A 15351-nucleotide genomic window follows, 5' to 3' on the forward strand; every position below is an offset into this window, starting at 1 on the left:
TGGTAATTGGCGACACTTAGCCGACACTTAGCGCGCCCGCCCTGGCGTCTCCGTCAAGCCCGCCGTCCGCGCCGCTCAGCTGAGCCGGCGCGCGTGGCGGAAGCGGGCGTAGCGGTTCAGCAGGTCGTTGATCAACTGCTCGCGCGTGTAGCCGCTGACGTCATGCTGCTGGTCGCCTTCGGAACTCGAGGCCATCGCCCGGTAGTGGCGGCTGTCCGGCCCCGGTCCGCTCTTCTCCGCCCAGGCGAAGCTGGGTGAGCGGAAGCTGCGCGCGCGCACCGTGTAGCGGAACACGCCGCGGTCGCCGTGCGGCACGACCAGGTCGAGGCGGTCTTCGCGCTGGAGCGATTCCGGTACCAGTCCGCTCTCGCGCATCTGCGCGGCCACCGCTTCCAGCGCCGGACCCGCCGTCTCGCCGAGGAAGGCCGTGATTTCCGGCTTGTCGTAGAAGTTCGTGATGCTGGCCAGGCGCTGCTGCCAGCTCAGGCCGGCCGTGGCCGGCGGCGCTTCGGCGGCGATCGACAGGTCCATCGACGTGCCTTCGTTTTCCGTTTGCAGGGCGCGCAGCAGCCCGTAACAGATGAACAGCATGATCACGGCGAACGGCAGCGCGCTGGCGATCGCGGCGGTCTGCAGCGCCTGCAGCCCCCCGGCCACCAGCAGCACGGCGGCCACGACGCCGGCGCAGATCGCCCAGAAGATGCGCTGCCAGACCGGCGGGTTCGGCGCCGCGCCCGAGGTGATCATGTCGATCACCAGGGCGCCCGAATCGGCCGAGGTCACGAAGAAGGTAATGACCAGCAGCGTCGCGATCCCGGATGCGATCACGGAAAACGGCAACTGCTGCAATACCTCGAACAGCGCCACCGGCAGGTTGTCGGCGACCGTCTGCACGATCGGCGCGGCGCCGCCCAGGTCGAGGGCGATGGCGGTATTGCCGAATACGGTCATCCACAGGAAGGTGAACAGCACCGGCACCAGCAGTACGCCGGAGATGAACTCGCGGATGGTGCGTCCGCGCGAAATACGTGCGATGAACATGCCGACGAAGGGGGACCAGGAAATCCACCAGCCCCAGTAGAACAGCGTCCAGTCGCCCAGCCAGGCGTTCGGCTCGTAGGCGTACATGCGGAAGGTGCGCGGCACGACGGCGCCGAGGTAGGTACCGATGTTCTGGACGAATGCCTGCAGCAGGAAAACGGTCGATCCCGCGAACAGGACGAAGGCCAATAGCGCGATCGCCAGGATGATGTTGAGCTCGGAGAGGCGCTTCACGCCCTTGTCGAGCCCGGTGCCGGCCGACAGGGTCGCCATGCCGGTGATGGCGGCGATCAGCACGATCTGGACCGTGGTGTTGACCGGCAGGCCGAACAGGTAGGCAGCGCCGGCATTGACCTGCAGCACGCCGAAGCCGAGCGAGGTAGCGACGCCGAACATGGTGCCCAGCACGGCGAAGATGTCGATGGCATGGCCGATCGGGCCATGGATCCGGTTGCCGATCAGCGGAAACAGGCCCGAGCGCAGCGTGAGCGGCAGGCCGCGCCGGAACGCGAAATAGGCCAGCCCCAGCCCGACGACGATGTAGATCGCCCAGGCGTGCAAGCCCCAATGGAAGAAGGTCAGTACCATTGCCTGGCGCGCCGACTCGACCGTGCGTCCTTCGCCCACCGGCGGCAGCGCATAGTGCTGGATCGGCTCGGCCACGCCGAAGAACAGAAGACCGATCCCCATCCCGGCGCTGAACAGCATGGCGAACCAGGAGAGATAGCTGTATTCCGGCTCGCTCTCGTCCGGGCCGAGCTTGACGTCGCCATAGCGGCTCATCATGAGAAAGAGCACGAAGATCAGGAAGAGGGCGACGGCGAGGATGTAGAACCAGCCGAAATCGCGCACGATTTCGGCCTGGACCGTGTCGAAGACGCGGCCGGCCTGTTGCGGGAACAATGCGGTGAGCAGCACGAAGGCAAGGATCAGCGCAGCCGAGGTGAAGAACACCGGTGGGTTGACTTGCATCCGCCGGCGCGCGACTGGCTTGCCGGGGTCCTTCGATTCAGTATCGTTCATTGGTCAGTATTTCCTTGCGCCGTGAGTCATGCGGATCGGCCACGCGGCGATCCGCTTCGGGATGGTTGAACGATGACGGACCGGCGCACCGACAGGCGGCCCAGCCTTGCGCTCCGTCTTCGCAGGGGAAGCGTACCATCTTGACGTCCGGGCAATTAACACAATTGGCCTGCACATCCGCAGCCGGCCCGCGCTAAGGCTGGGCTAAGTATCGGGCGGCAGGCTCTGCGCCGCACCGGCTTTCATGCCGGGACAGGCTTTAGTAAAAGGAAAAAGAATGCGTGTCTTGCTGGTGGAAGACGACTACATGATCGGCCAGGTCGTGCAGCAGGGGCTGCGCGACGCCAGTTATGGCGTCGACTGGGTCGTGGACGGCGAGGCCGCCCTCCATTCGCTCGCCTGCCTGCCTTATGAAATGGTGCTGCTCGACCTTGGCCTGCCGAAGAAGGACGGCATGTCGGTGCTGCGTGCGATACGCGCCAACGGCCAGCGCATTCCGGTGCTGCTCCTGAGCGCGCGCGACGCCACCGAGGACCGCGTCGCGGGACTCGACGGCGGCGCCGACGATTATCTCGTCAAGCCGTTCCAGCTGAGCGAACTGCTGGCGCGCATGCGCGCGGTCACCCGGCGCCAGGGGCCGGCGGTGGGACCTGTGCTGTCGAACGGCGTGTTGACGCTCGACCCGGCCACGCACGAAGCCTGTGCTTCCGGGGAGCCGGTGCGCCTGACCGGGCGCGAGTTCGCGCTGCTGCAGGCGCTGCTGGTGCGACCGGGCGCGATCCTCTCGCGCAGCGAACTCGAAAGCCGTATCTATGGCTGGAACGAGGAAGTCGAAAGCAATGCCGTCGAGTTCCTGATCCATTCGCTGCGCAAGAAACTGGGCAGCGCCGCCATCAAGAATGTGCGCGGCGTCGGCTGGATGGTGGCCAAACCCGCATGAAGACGTCGCTGCAGTACCGGCTGTCGGCCTCGATTTCGCTCGCCGTCGTCGCGGTCGCGGCGATTGCCGCCGCCTTCACCTTCGCCGCATCGTGGCGCGACGCGCACCTGGCGCAGGATAAGCAGCTGCGCCAGACGGGCCATCTCATCGGCCGCGTCCAGACCCGGCCGCTGACCCTGGCGGCGCGCCGGCGCATCGACGGCATCGGCCGCGAGGAGCGCATCGTGGTGCGCTTCCTGGGCGACGCCGGCGCGGACGACCGCGCCGCCCACGACGGACGGCTGGCGATTCCGGAGCGGCTCGGCGACGGCGTCCATACGGTGACAATCGGCGGCCAGTCCTGGCGCGTCTTCGTCATGACCGACGACGATGCCATGCGCATCGCAGTGGCCCAGCAAACCACGGTGCGCGATGGCGTCGCGGTCAGGAGCGCCCTGCGCTCGCTGCTTCCCTTCGCGCTGCTGGCGCCGGTGCTGGTGCTGCTGGTGCGGCTGCTGATCCGGGAACTGTTCCGGCCCATGCGCCGGCTCGCCGTCGAGACGCGCCGACGCAGCGGCGACGACGCCGGCGAACTCGATCCGGCCGGGCTGCCCGACGAAGTTCAGCCCTTCGTGGCGGAAATCAACCGGCTCCTCATGCGCATGCGCCGCGCCATGCAGGCCCAGCGCCGCTTCGTCGCCGATGCCGCCCATGAGCTGCGCTCGCCGCTGACGGCGCTGAGCCTGCAGGCCGAACGCCTGGCGGCGGCCGACATGCCGGCCGAGGCGCGCCTGCGCATGCGTGCGCTGACGGACGGGCTGGAGCGTACCCGCGTCATGCTCGACCAGCTGCTGGCGCTGGCGCGCTCCCAGCAGGGCGGCGAGGGCGCCGCCACGCCTGTCTCGCTGGAACAGGCGATACGCCTGGTGATCGCGGACCTGTATCCGTTGGCGGAGGAACGCGGGATCGACCTCGGCGTCGTCGGCGCCGGCGATGCGCAGGTCGCGGTGCAGCCGCTCGACCTGCACATGCTGATCAAGAATATCGTCGACAACGCGATCCGCTATTCGCCGCGCGGCGGCAGGGTCGACGTCCAGGTGCTGCCGGGAGCGGGAGCGCAAGCGGGCGTCGCCGACGTCGTCGTGGACGACACCGGGCCGGGCATTCCCCACGAGGAGCGCGAGCGCGTGTTCGATCCGTTCTACCGGGTGCTGGGCAACGGCCACGAAGGCGGTTCGGGCCTGGGCCTGGCGATCGTCAGGGCGGTGGCGGAGCGGGCCGGCGCGACGGTGACGTTCGCGCCGGCGCCCGGGCGGCAGGGACTGCGCGTGCGGGTACGCTTCGGCGCCTGACGCGCTAGGGCGTGGCCAGCAATGCGCCGGCCAGCGCGAGCAGCGCCACGACGATCCATGGCGCCGCTTTCCATACCGTGAGCAGGAGGAAGCCGGCCAGCGCCAGCGCGAAGTCGCGCACGTCGAATACCGCCCCGGTCCAGACCGGGTGATACAGTGCGGCGCCAAGCACGCCGACCACCGCCGCATTCGCGCCGCGCATCGCGCACTGGACGCGCGGGTGCGCGCGCCAGCGGCCGTGGAACGGCAGTACGCCGTATGCCAGCAGCAGCCCGGGAAGGAAAATGGCGACGGTGGCGAGCGCGGCGCCGCCGGCGGGACTGGAAGCCAGGCTGCTTGCGGCGCCCAGGTAGGCGGCGAACGTGAACAGCGGACCGGGCACGGCCTGCGCCATCCCGTATCCAGCCAAAAAGGACGCCTCGCCGACCCAGCCCGTCGCCACCGTCTCGGCTTGCAGCAAGGGCAGCACGACATGGCCGCCACCGAAGACGAGGGCGCCGGACCGGTAGAAGGCGTCGAACAGCAGCAGATGGGGGTGGCCTGTCGCCGCGAGCAGGGGCGTGGCGGCGAGCAGCACGGCGAACGCGCCCAGCGCCGCTAGGCCGGCACGCGCGCCGACCGGGAAATGCGGGTGGCCCTGCGCGGCGGGCGCCTGGCTTCGGCGCAGCCATGAGCCCGCGAGCGCGCCGCACAGGATGGCGGCGATCTGTCCCGGCGCGCCGTCGAGCAACAGCACCATCCCGAGGGCGGCGACCGCGATAGCCGCGCGTGGCAGGTCGGGCGCCAGGCTGCGCGCCATTCCCAGCGTCGCGTGGGCCACTACCGCCACTGCCACCAGTTTCAGGCCATGCAGCAGCCCCGCGCCTGCCGGACCGTCGAATGCGGCCGCGCCGGCGGCGAAGGCCAGCAGCACGAGGGCGGACGGCAGGGTAAAACCCAGCCATGCCGCCAGGCCGCCCAGCAAACCGTTGCCGCGCAAGACACCCAGGGCAAAGCCGACCTGGCTCGATGCGGGTCCGGGGATGAACTGGCACAGAGCCACCAGGTCGCCATAGCCGGCCTCGCTCAGCCAGCGCCGGCGGGTCACGAAGGCATGGCGGAAATACGCCAGATGGGCGACCGGTCCCCCGAACGACGTGAGCCCGAGCCGGAGGAAGACCAGGAAGATCGCGCCGGCCGATTCGACCTCGTGCGGCGGCGCCGCCGTTTCGCTGCGCGGCAGCGTCATATCTTGCCGAGCTGCCTGTCGATGGCCTGCTGCGCCCGTTCGTTGCGCTCGCTGTACCGGTCCGTCAGGTAGTCCGCGCGGCCACGCGTGAGGAGCGTGAACTTGACCAGTTCCTCCATCACGTCGACCACGCGCTCGTAGTAGGCCGACGGTTTCATGCGCCCGTCGTCGTCGAATTCCTTGTAGGCCATCGGCACCGACGACTGGTTCGGAATCGTGAACATGCGCATCCAGCGTCCCAGCAGGCGCAGCGTGTTGACCACGTTGAACGACTGCGAGCCGCCGCAGACCTGCATCACGGCCAGGGTGCGTCCCTGGCTGGGGCGGATCGCGCCCATTTCCAGCGGAATCCAGTCGATCTGGTTCTTCATCACCGCGGTCACCGTGCCGTGGCGCTCCGGGCTGCACCAGACCTGGCCCTCGGACCACAGGCACAGTTCGCGCAGTTCGACCACCTTCGGATGCGTTTCCGGCACGCTGCCGGCCATCGGCAATTCCATCGGGTCGAAGATCCGCACCTCGGCGCCGAAGTGTTCGAGGATGCGCGCGGCTTCGTACGTCAGGAAGCGGCTAAAGGAACGTTCGCGCAGCGAACCGTACAGCATCAGGATGCGCGGCGGGTGCTTCATGTCGCCCACGGGTTCGAGTTTTTCCGCGCTCGGGATGTGCAGCAGGTCGCCGCGGACGTTGGGCAAGTCGGGGATCGCCGTCATTTGATGCGCTTTCCATCGGCATCGACGACGGCTTCGCCGTCTTCCTTGGTAAAGGCGCCCCGTTGCGGCGCCGGCAGGATGTCGAGGACCAGCTCGGACGGGCGGCACAGGCGCACGCCGAGCGGGGTTGCGACGAAGGGGCGGTTGATCAGCACCGGGTGGGCCAGCATGGCGTCGACCAGCTGGGCGTCGGTCGTCGCCGGATCGTCCAGGCCCAGCGCGTGAAACGGCGTGCCTTTTTCGCGCACGGCTGCGCGCACCGGCAGGCCGGCGCGCGCGATCAGGTCGAGCAGCGTCGCGCGCTCGGGCGGATGCGCCAGGTACTCGACGACGACCGGTTCGATGCCGGCGTTGCGGATCAGGCCCAGCGTGTTGCGCGAGGTGCCGCAGGCCGGGTTATGGTAGATGGTGACGTCCATGGCTTATAAGCTTTCTTGGCTGAGGCGCAGCGCCAGTGCGCACAGGGTGAGGAACAGGACCGGCAGCGTGAGCACGATCCCGACGCGGAAATAGTAGGCCCAGGAGATGCGGATATCCCTGGCCGCCAGCACGTGCAGCCAGAGCAGGGTGGCCAGGCTGCCGATCGGCGTGATCTTCGGTCCGAGGTCGGCGCCGATGACGTTGGCGTACACCATCGCCTCGCGCACCGCGCCGCTCGTGGCGGTGGCGTCGATCGCCAGCGCGCCCACCAGCACGGTCGGCATGTTGTTCATGATCGAGGACAGGATCGCCGTGATGAAACCGGTGCCGAGGGCCGCGCCCCAGACGCCGTATCGTGCGCACGCGTCCAGCACGGCCGTCAGGTAGTGCGTCAGGCCGGCGTTGCGCAGGCCGTACACGACCAGGTACATGCCGAGCGAGAAGACGACCACTTGCCAGGGCGCGCCGCGCAGCACCGCGCGCGTCGAGATGCGGTGTCCGCGCGCCGCCACCGCCAGCAGCAGCGCCGCGCCCGCCGCCGCGACGGCGCTGATCGGGACGCCCATGTCGTCGAGCCAGAAGAAGCCGGTCAGCAGCAGCGCCAGCACCCACCAGCCGGTGACGAAGGTGGCGCGGTCGTGGATGGCCTCGTCCGGACGTTTGAGCTGCGTGACGTCGTAGTGCGCGGGGATGTCGCCGCGAAAGAACCAGACCAGTGCCGCCAGGGTGGCCGAAACCGACACCAGGTTGACCGGCACCATCACCGACGCATAGCGGGCGAAGCCGATGCCGAAGTAATCGGCCGAGACGATGTTGACCAGGTTCGACACCACCAGCGGCAGGCTGGCGGTATCGGCGATGAAGCCGGCCGCCATCACGAACGCCAGCGTCGCTTGCGGGGAAAAGCGCAGCGCCGCCAGCATGGCGACCACGATGGGCGTCAGGATCAGGGCCGCGCCGTCGTTGGCGAACAGCGCCGCCACCGCGGCGCCGAGCAGGACCAGCAGCACGAACAGGCGCCGGCCATTGCCCTTGCCCCAGCGCGCCACGTGCAGCGCCGCCCATTCGAAGAAACCGGCCTTGTCGAGCAGCAGGCTGATGACGATCACGGCAATGAAGGCGCCGGTCGCGTTCCAGACGATGCCCCAGACTACAGGGATGTCGGCGACGTCGATGACGCCGGCCAGCAGGGCGGTGGCGGCGCCGGCGCCGGCGCTCCAGCCGATGCCCAGTCCGCGCGGCTGCCAGATGACGAGGATGAGGGTGGCGAGAAAGATCAGGAAAGCGATGAGCACGAAAAAGTCCTGTGGGGAGCGGTCAACGAGAGGGCGCAGCGCGCCGATGCCGGCTTCAATCGCCCTTGCACACGGTGCCGCCGAGCGCGTGGCAGGGTACGCCGGCGCAGCAGTTCTCGGTCAGGAAGCCGATCAACCCGTTCATGGTGTCGATGTTCGCCGTATAGATGACGAAGCGGCCGTCCTGGCGCGAGGCGAGCAGTCCTGCATGCGTCAGTTCCTTCAGGTGGAAGGACAGCGACGAAGCGGGGATGTCGAGGTGCTCGGCGATCCTGCTCGCCGCGAGGCCCTGCGGCCCGGTTTGCACGAGGAGGCGGAACACCGCCAGCCGGCTTTCCTGCGCCAGGGCGGCAAGTGCCGCCAGCGTGGCTTTCGTATCCATGGTCGTCTGTTCTCGCAATGTCGGGTGAATCGGAGCATACACGCATTACGTTGATATTTCCAATAATATCGAAATATAGCTGTCGGGGATACCGCCATGCTGTCCACCCGAAGGGGGGGCACCATCAAAACTCGCCATGGCGCATGCGCACCTGCTCCAGGTCCGGCAGGAAATCCAGGGCGCGTTCGGCGCGCGCCAGCGCCAGTGCCGCGTGACGCCGGGCCGCCAGGCGCATCTGCGGATCGGAATGCCGGCCGAGTTCGCCGAGCACGCGCTGCACGCGCATCGCCACCTCGACCAGGCCGGCGCCGTCGCGTGCAATGGGAGGAAAGACGTCGTCGAACATGTCCTCGACCGCCAGCGGCGGTACTTCGATTCTCGGATACGCGGGCGCTTCCGGCGCGGCCGGGCGCGCCCAGTCGTCCAGCAGCCGGTGCAGCGAGCCGAGCACGCCGATCGCCGTGCCGCCGTCGTTGATGCCGGGCGACAGCGCCCGGGAGGCGATCTCGGCCAGTACGACCAGGCCGAAGCGCGGATCGTCGTCGAACTGGCGTACCGGGCCGACGATGAAGGCCTTGCGCAGCGCTGCGGGATCGACCGGCCCGCTGTCGGGCGAGTCGGGCGCCACGTAGCCCAGCGGCCGCGACGGCACGATCAGCGCCCCCGGCTGCACTGCCAGGGTGACGCGCAGTCGCTGCCGGGCGGCGATGCGCTCGAGCGCGGCCATGTCGATGCGCTGCAGGAAGCCGCTGTCGGCGCCGTGGAACGCGAAGCCCAGCGGCGGACCGCTGGCCGCCAGGCCGCCGAGGCAGGGGCGCTGGCGCCGTCGCAGCATGGCCTGTGCGGTTGCCTGCTCGACCTTGGCGATGACGGCGCCGAGGCGTCCCAGGCGGGCGATGCTGTCGACCCAGCGCACGAAGACCAGCACCACGACGACCAGCGTGAGCAAGGTCAGCACGAACAGCGTGAAGCGGCCCGCCTTGCCGAAGTAGTCGTTGGTGGTCGCGCTCAGCGCCACGATGGCGAAAATGAAGGCGCCGACGAAGATCGACAGCGCGTTCTGGGAAACGTCGTCGGCCACCACCAGCGGAAAGGCGCGCGCCGTCGCCGACTGCCCGGTGGAGGCATAGGCGGCCACCATCGACGCGACGGCGAAGGTCGCCACGCCGAGCATGCTCGCCGCGATGATCTTCAGGAGATCGATCACCGAACCCTGGGCGATCTCGGGCACCTTCCAGTCGACCGAGACGTTGTCGGCGAGATGGGCCAGCAGCACGCCGCCCACCGACAGCACGCAGGCAATCAACGGCTTGACCCACAGGCGTTCGTGCAGGCGATTCAACAGGAATTGAAACTGGATTGGCATGATCGGACTGGTGGCGCCGGCCTGGGCGTGCCTGACTTCGAAAGGCACAGTCTGGCATGCCGGCGCGATGGCGTCGGTTCGCTGGAGAACAATGCGCAGCCGGACCATGGCGCGCGCGCCCGGTGCGGCAGTTCAGTTACATTTCCTGCATCGGTGGTGCGCGATGGCGCCGCGCTCAACCTGAAGCCGGGAAGGTGAATTTGTTCGAACACATCGAGGAGCAGGTACGGGCGGGCGTCGAGTGGCTGCGCCTGCTGGTGGAAACGCTGGGCGCGCTGGTGATCGCGGCGGGGGTCGTGATCGTGGTGGCCGGACTGGCGCGGCATCTGCTGTCGCGGCGCAAAGGCAGTTTCATTCCGATCAGGCTTGCCTTTGCCCGCTATCTGACGCTCGCGCTCGAACTCCAGCTTGCCGCCGACATCTTGTCGACCTCGGTGGCGCCGACCTGGGACCGGATCGGCAAGCTGGCCGCCATCGCGGTCATCCGCACCGCATTGAACTATTTCCTGAGCAAGGAAATACGGGAAGAGCGCGCGGACGACGACGGCGCCGGCCGGGCTGTACCGGGTGCGGCGCCGCGCTAGTCCGATGGTCGAGCACCGGGCACCTTATCGCCGCCGCCTGGGCATCCGGCGCGAGCTGCTGCTGGCGCTGGCCCCCACCGCCACGGTCCTGCTAGTACTGGCGCTGGTCGAGGCGATCAGCCGGCAGCGGCTGCTGTTTGCATCGCTCGCATCGAGCGCCTTCCTGATCTACCTCGATCCGGGGCACGTCGTCAACCAGGCGCGCACGCTGGTGTTGTCGCAGCTCGGTTCGGCGCTGATCGGATTGTGCGCCTTCCTGGCCCTCGGTCCGGGTTACCTCTCGGCCGGCAGCGCGATGGTGGTCGCCATCGTCGCCATGGTGGTGTTCGACGTGGTCCATCCTCCCGCGGTCGCGACTGCCCTCAGCTTCGGGCTCAAGGCGGGCGATGCGGACAACATTGTCCTGTTCAGCCTGGCGTTGGCGATCACCGTGGCGCTCCTCGGACTGCAAAAGCTGACGATGTGGCTGGTGTCGCGCTGGCCCGCCGATGGAAGCCGGGCAGGGCGCGACCCGCCTCGCTGATCCGGCGCGAGAGCGGTGGCGCTGGCCCTCTCGCTGCCGGCGGGACCGGAGCGCGCCACCCTGGTCACGATGACTTGTATCGTGGTCGTGTTTTCGATCCTGGTGCAAGGGCTCAGCGTCGAAAAGGTGGTGCGCAGGCTGGTGCCGTGCGGCCCGCGCCGGGGTGCCGATTGATGCCGACGCCATCGGTGGCAGTCCTGCGGCGGGCGCGGCGATATGCCCGCGCGGCGAATCAGGAGCGAAATAGGGTAAAATGTTTGCAGGGTGATCATGCCTTCAGGCATGACAGGATGTGCGATGGTCGGGCCGCCACGCGGTTCGATTGCGACCATACCCATGCTGCCTTTCATTAGTCCTTCACCTGCACGCCGTCCGCGCCGTTCCGGTTCCGGTCCCGGAACCGGTTTGCATTCCTGTCCGCATTTTAGTCCGCATTTTAGTCCGCATTTCAGTCCGCATTTCAGTCCGCATTTCAGTCCGTATCTCATCCGCAACCGCAAGCATGCTCGCCGGACCGTTTGCGCGTGCCGATTCCGCTCGGGCATCGCGTGTCGGGCGCCGGGGGGCGCCAGCGCAGGCATCACGTAAGCAAATCGAACAATCAGCAGGCGCAAGCCTTTGCCCGGACCATCGGGCTTTTTTTATTCAAATGGAAGGCGCCGCGGCGATGCGGCGCCGCATCGAGGGGAGAAATCCAGTGCGTATCGAAAAGCGCTTGTCGCGCAGCTTCAAACAGTTCATGGAATCGGGCAAGGCCGGGGGCATCGTGCTCATCGTGTGCACGCTCGTTTCGCTGGCCATCGCGAATTCCCCCTGGGGCGCGTCCTATCTGCATTTCTGGCATATCCCGCTTGCGGGACTGTCGGTCGAACTGTGGATCAACGACGCGCTGATGGCGGTGTTCTTCCTGCTGATCGGGCTTGAACTCAAGCGCGAACTGTACAACGGAGAATTGTCTGACCTGCGCAATGCGCTGCTGCCGATCGTGGCCGCCATGGGCGGCATCGTCGTGCCGGCGCTGATCCACTTCCTTCTCAACGGCGGCACGCCGACGCAGCCCGGCATGGGCATCCCGATGGCCACCGACATCGCGTTCGCGCTGGGCGTACTGGCGCTCTTGGGCAGCAGGGTCCCGGCCTCGCTCAAGATCTTCCTGACGGCGCTGGCGGTCATGGACGACCTCGGCGCCATCATCGTCATTGCATTGTTCTATACCGCGCAACTCTCGGTCGCCTACCTCGCCGGTGCGCTGGCCGTGTTCGGCCTGCTGCTGGCGCTGAAGCGCTTCGGGCGCGTGCTTGCGCTATGGCCCTACCTGCTGGGCGGCGCCCTGATGTGGTTCCTGATGCTCAAGTCGGGCGTGCACGCCACGATCGCCGGCGTGCTGCTGGCGTTCGCGATTCCGTACTCCGCGCTCGAGGACGACGAGGCCTCGCCTTCGCACCGCCTCGAACACATGCTGCACAAGCCGGTCGCCTTCGGCATCCTGCCGATTTTCGCGTTGGCGAATACGGGCATTCTGATCGGCGCCGGCTGGGCGCAGGAACTGTTGTCGGCCAACAGCCTCGGTATTTTCCTGGGCCTGATGGCCGGCAAACCGGTCGGCATCCTCCTGTTCAGCTTCGCGGCCGTCGCCGTGGGCGTGTGCCGGCTGCCGCTCGACCTGGCCTGGCGCCATGTGCTGGGTGCGGGCCTGCTCGGCGGCATCGGCTTCACGATGTCGATTTTCATTACCAACCTGGCGTTCACCGGCCAGGCCGAGGTGATCAATGCCTCGAAGATGGCGATCCTGCTCGCGTCGTTCAGTGCCGGCGTGATCGGCTTCCTGTGGCTGAAGGTGGCAGGCAAGCCGCTCGACTCCGACCCCGATCCGGACACGATGGATTTCGAGACGGCCGACGCGGTAAAATAGAGGAGGCCGCTGGCGTTACCGGTCCGGCAGCGCCAGCGGGCCGTAGGCGGAGCGGTTTCCCGCCTTGCCCGCGGCGATGACGGACAGGCTGCCGTCGGTTTCCATGACAACCGCGTCGATATCCTCAAGCGCGCCGTGGCCGTGCTGGCGGATGGCGGCCAGCACTTCGTCGCGGGTGATCCGTACCTGGCGCATGGCGTCCGGCTGCAGCCGGCCTTCGAACAGCAGCACGGTGGGCGCGGTCTTGATCGCCTTGCTGACGAACGCCGACCGGACGGCGCTCCAGGTGATCGCGAACTGCAGCACGACCAGCAGCGCCAGCGCAGCCAGGCCGACGGCGAGACTGACGCTGCTGTTGACCAGGATCGTCGACAGGGTCGAGCCGAACGCCACCGTCACCACCAGGTCGAACGAATTCATCTTCGACAGCGTTCGGTTGCCGCTGATGCGCAGCAGGACGACCAGGCCGGCGTAGGCGAGGACGCCGACAGCAAGTACCCGATAGATGTTGTGCCAGTTATCAAAAAACATGTTGGATATCCTTATGGTGTGGTGAGTGGTGCTGGGCGTGCCGGCGGCATCGTCGCCGCAAGGCCGCGGTCCGCGGCCGGTTCGTCCAGCGCCCGGCCCGTGTTGGCCAGTGCCGCAACGATCGCGCCGTTTGCGGCGGCCGACTTGGCGCCGCGCAAGGCGATTTCCTCGATGACCTCGAGCTCGTGGCGCAGCGCGGCGCGCATTGCTTCGGTGGCATGCGTGCGCGCGACGTTGCCGACCGTCGCCAGCACCTTCAGCATGACCACCGTGTTGCCTTCGGCGTTTTCGACGATCTGGCTGAACGCGAGCCGCACGAAGTGCGCGGCATCGCGCGTTCTGGTGATGACCCGCAGCGTCCCGTCCTCCTGCAGATGGCGTGGAGCCAGGTCGCGCCCGGCGCAGTGCTGGAGAATGACGCCGATATTGTCGAGGCAGGTCACTGCCGTGGTCGTGTCGTTAATGCCTGGCGAGAGCGCCTTGAGCGACATGTCGACCAGTTGGCGCAGGCCGAATGCCGGGTCCTGGTCGATGGTGCGGAAGGCATCGATGCCGAAACAGCGATTCAGCTCCTCCACCAGGCGCCGCTCGGGTGGGTGGTTCATGGCCAGCGCCAGCAATGGCGCGTCCGCGCTGGCGAAGTCGCCGGGCTGGCGTTCCATGCGGATCACCGTGCCGTGCCTGACTGCCAGCCTGAGCATCCTGTCGAGTGCGGCCGTCTGGATATAACCCCATTGCAGCGCCGGCACCGGTTGCCAGCAGGCGCCATGCGCAGGCGGGGTGGCAGCGGCGACCGCGTCGGGCTGTTCGGGGAACACATCGTCGATGGCGGCCAGGGTGTCGCCGGTGATGGCTTGCGCCATCTCGGAGGCCTGGATCGTGGCCGAGATATGGTGGACGAAGAAGATGAAGGCGCCGCTGGCCAGCACGGCCATCACCAGGGCCCCGAACACGGCCGCCGTGGGCACGAACGCGTCCGCCTGCCCGCCGACCGTGCGCAGCACAACGAGGCAGTAGATGTAGACACCAAGAAAAATACCGAGCACGACCTGGGTAGCGCGATCGCATGAAGTTGCGCATGACGCGCGATGTGTACTGGTTCGACGCCAATACCAGCGCCACCACGGTGATCGAGAATGCAACGCCCGAGACGGTGGCCATGGCGCTGGCAATGGCCGACAGCATGCTGCGGGCACCCTCTGCCTCGACACCAAAGGTACGCGGCCAGCGCTGGCCCAGCATGTCGCCGGCATGGCGGTCGAATTCGACCAGGCCAAGCGCCAGCAGCACCATCGCCAGCACGACCAGGGTGGGAACGAACCAGAGGCTGGAGTGAATCTGCACAAAGAGCTGGCTGAAGCGGGTGTCCTTGATGGCTGGTTTCATGGGTTGGCGGTGGAAAGATGCAGTCGAGTGCGGCCTTGTGTGGCCGCGTTGTCATGTTGTCAGGATAATGCTGTCGGCGCGCACGGGGCGCAAGCTTGCGGACCCCTGGCTTCGGCAGGCGCCTCCGACCCCGCGCTCTCCCCACGCGGACCCTAAATTCTCTATCGAAACCACATTTGCACAAATTGGTTATTGCGATTCCGTAACGTGTTCATGACCGACGGCGCTTGTGCTAGCCTCGAAACCTGCCGGCGCCGTGCCGGCATTGCGCCCGACTCGCGCAGTGCATGTTCGTTATGGATAACCGGGAGCATTCCATGGAAAACCAGCAATTTGCCTCGTGCATCGAGGCCTGCAACGCTTGCGCGGACGCCTGCGACATGTGCGCCGCCGCCTGTCTCGGCGAGCAGGACGTGAAGATGATGGCGCGCTGCATCGCGCTCGATATCGACTGCGCCCAGCTGTGCCGGTTGGCGGCCGCGGTCATGGCCAGGGGTGGGGAGGCGGCGCGGCAAATTTGCGGCGCCTGTGCCGCCGTGTGCGAGATGTGCGCGCAAGAGTGCGGGAAACACCCGGCGCAGCATTGCCAGGACTGTGCGGCCGCGTGCCGGCGCTGCGCGCAGGAGTGCCGCCAGATGAGTGGCGCCTGATTCCGCGCGTGCGCCGCCATGCGGCG

Annotated in this window: 15 protein-coding genes and 1 pseudogene; 7 read left to right on the plus strand and 9 right to left on the minus strand. The window is 67.5% G+C overall.

Annotation, left to right across the window (positions count from 1 at the left end; translation table 11 throughout):
- Nucleotides 1-75: 75 nt before the first annotated feature.
- Nucleotides 76-2064, minus strand: coding sequence for a BCCT family transporter (locus AC56LG_RS16260; RefSeq protein WP_497167104.1), 1989 nt, complete (start codon nucleotides 2062-2064; stop codon nucleotides 76-78).
- Between the two features lie 277 nt (nucleotides 2065-2341).
- Between AC56LG_RS16260 and AC56LG_RS16265 the strand changes: the two genes are divergently transcribed.
- Both AC56LG_RS16265 and AC56LG_RS16270 read left to right on the plus strand, forming a co-directional pair.
- Nucleotides 2342-3004, plus strand: a complete 663-nt coding sequence (locus AC56LG_RS16265; RefSeq protein WP_497167105.1) for a response regulator — start codon at nucleotides 2342-2344, stop codon at nucleotides 3002-3004.
- Nucleotides 3001-4335, plus strand: a complete 1335-nt coding sequence (locus tag AC56LG_RS16270; RefSeq protein WP_497167106.1) for an ATP-binding protein — start codon at nucleotides 3001-3003, stop codon at nucleotides 4333-4335. The genes AC56LG_RS16265 and AC56LG_RS16270 overlap by 4 nt, the downstream gene beginning before the upstream one ends.
- A 4-nt stretch (nucleotides 4336-4339) precedes the next feature.
- Here the strand turns inward: AC56LG_RS16270 and chrA are convergent, their stop codons facing one another.
- The 6 genes from chrA to AC56LG_RS16300 form a co-directional block, all read right to left on the minus strand.
- Nucleotides 4340-5563: a chromate efflux transporter gene (gene chrA, locus AC56LG_RS16275; protein WP_497167107.1), complete on the minus strand. Its 1224-nt coding sequence runs from the start codon at nucleotides 5561-5563 to the stop codon at nucleotides 4340-4342.
- Nucleotides 5560-6276 (minus strand): arsenical resistance protein ArsH, encoded by a 717-nt coding sequence (arsH, locus tag AC56LG_RS16280; protein ID WP_497167108.1) that lies wholly within the window; start codon nucleotides 6274-6276, stop codon nucleotides 5560-5562. The genes chrA and arsH overlap by 4 nt, the downstream gene beginning before the upstream one ends.
- The gene (gene arsC / locus AC56LG_RS16285; RefSeq protein ID WP_497167109.1) at nucleotides 6273-6695 is read right to left on the minus strand and encodes an arsenate reductase (glutaredoxin); all 423 of its coding nucleotides are present in this window, start codon (nucleotides 6693-6695) and stop codon (nucleotides 6273-6275) included. Before arsC ends, arsH begins: the two co-directional genes overlap by 4 nt.
- Before the next feature lie 3 nt (nucleotides 6696-6698).
- The gene (locus tag AC56LG_RS16290; RefSeq protein ID WP_497167110.1) at nucleotides 6699-7991 is read right to left on the minus strand and encodes an arsenic transporter; all 1293 of its coding nucleotides are present in this window, start codon (nucleotides 7989-7991) and stop codon (nucleotides 6699-6701) included.
- A 55-nt stretch (nucleotides 7992-8046) separates the two neighbouring features.
- Nucleotides 8047-8373 carry an ArsR/SmtB family transcription factor gene (locus tag AC56LG_RS16295; protein WP_497167111.1) on the minus strand — a complete coding sequence of 109 codons (327 nt, stop codon included), beginning with the start codon at nucleotides 8371-8373 and terminating at the stop codon, nucleotides 8047-8049.
- 124 nt (nucleotides 8374-8497) lie between these two features.
- Complete coding sequence (locus AC56LG_RS16300; RefSeq protein WP_497167112.1) at nucleotides 8498-9739, minus strand: DUF2254 domain-containing protein; 1242 nt, start codon at nucleotides 9737-9739, stop codon at nucleotides 8498-8500.
- Nucleotides 9740-9933: 194 nt separating this feature from the next.
- Here AC56LG_RS16300 and AC56LG_RS16305 point away from each other — a divergent pair, with 194 nt between their 5' ends.
- The 4 genes from AC56LG_RS16305 to nhaA all read left to right on the plus strand — a co-directional run bounded on the left by AC56LG_RS16305 (nucleotide 9934) and on the right by nhaA (nucleotide 12758).
- A complete protein-coding gene (locus tag AC56LG_RS16305) occupies nucleotides 9934-10323 on the plus strand; it encodes a DUF1622 domain-containing protein (protein WP_497167113.1) in 390 nt (129 codons plus the stop codon).
- Nucleotides 10324-10327: 4 nt separating this feature from the next.
- Complete coding sequence (locus AC56LG_RS16310) at nucleotides 10328-10846, plus strand: HPP family protein (protein ID WP_497167114.1); 519 nt, start codon at nucleotides 10328-10330, stop codon at nucleotides 10844-10846.
- A gap of 15 nt (nucleotides 10847-10861) precedes the next feature.
- On the plus strand, nucleotides 10862-11020 hold the full coding sequence (locus AC56LG_RS16315; protein ID WP_497167115.1) for a hypothetical protein: 159 nt from the start codon (nucleotides 10862-10864) through the stop codon (nucleotides 11018-11020).
- 523 nt (nucleotides 11021-11543) lie between these two features.
- Nucleotides 11544-12758 (plus strand): Na+/H+ antiporter NhaA, encoded by a 1215-nt coding sequence (nhaA, locus tag AC56LG_RS16320; RefSeq protein ID WP_497167116.1) that lies wholly within the window; start codon nucleotides 11544-11546, stop codon nucleotides 12756-12758.
- Nucleotides 12759-12773: 15 nt separating this feature from the next.
- Here the strand turns inward: nhaA and AC56LG_RS16325 are convergent, their stop codons facing one another.
- Both AC56LG_RS16325 and AC56LG_RS16330 read right to left on the minus strand, forming a co-directional pair.
- The gene (locus tag AC56LG_RS16325; RefSeq protein WP_497167117.1) at nucleotides 12774-13289 is read right to left on the minus strand and encodes a DUF421 domain-containing protein; all 516 of its coding nucleotides are present in this window, start codon (nucleotides 13287-13289) and stop codon (nucleotides 12774-12776) included.
- A gap of 11 nt (nucleotides 13290-13300) precedes the next feature.
- Nucleotides 13301-14675: pseudogene (locus tag AC56LG_RS16330) on the minus strand (DUF2254 domain-containing protein).
- A 317-nt stretch (nucleotides 14676-14992) separates the two neighbouring features.
- On the opposite strand from AC56LG_RS16330, the gene AC56LG_RS16335 reads away from it, so the two are divergent.
- Nucleotides 14993-15325 (plus strand): four-helix bundle copper-binding protein, encoded by a 333-nt coding sequence (locus tag AC56LG_RS16335; RefSeq protein WP_497167118.1) that lies wholly within the window; start codon nucleotides 14993-14995, stop codon nucleotides 15323-15325.
- The last annotated feature ends 26 nt before the right edge of the window (nucleotides 15326-15351 follow it).

This window comes from Telluria sp. ZB2R32 (assembly GCF_059685715.1).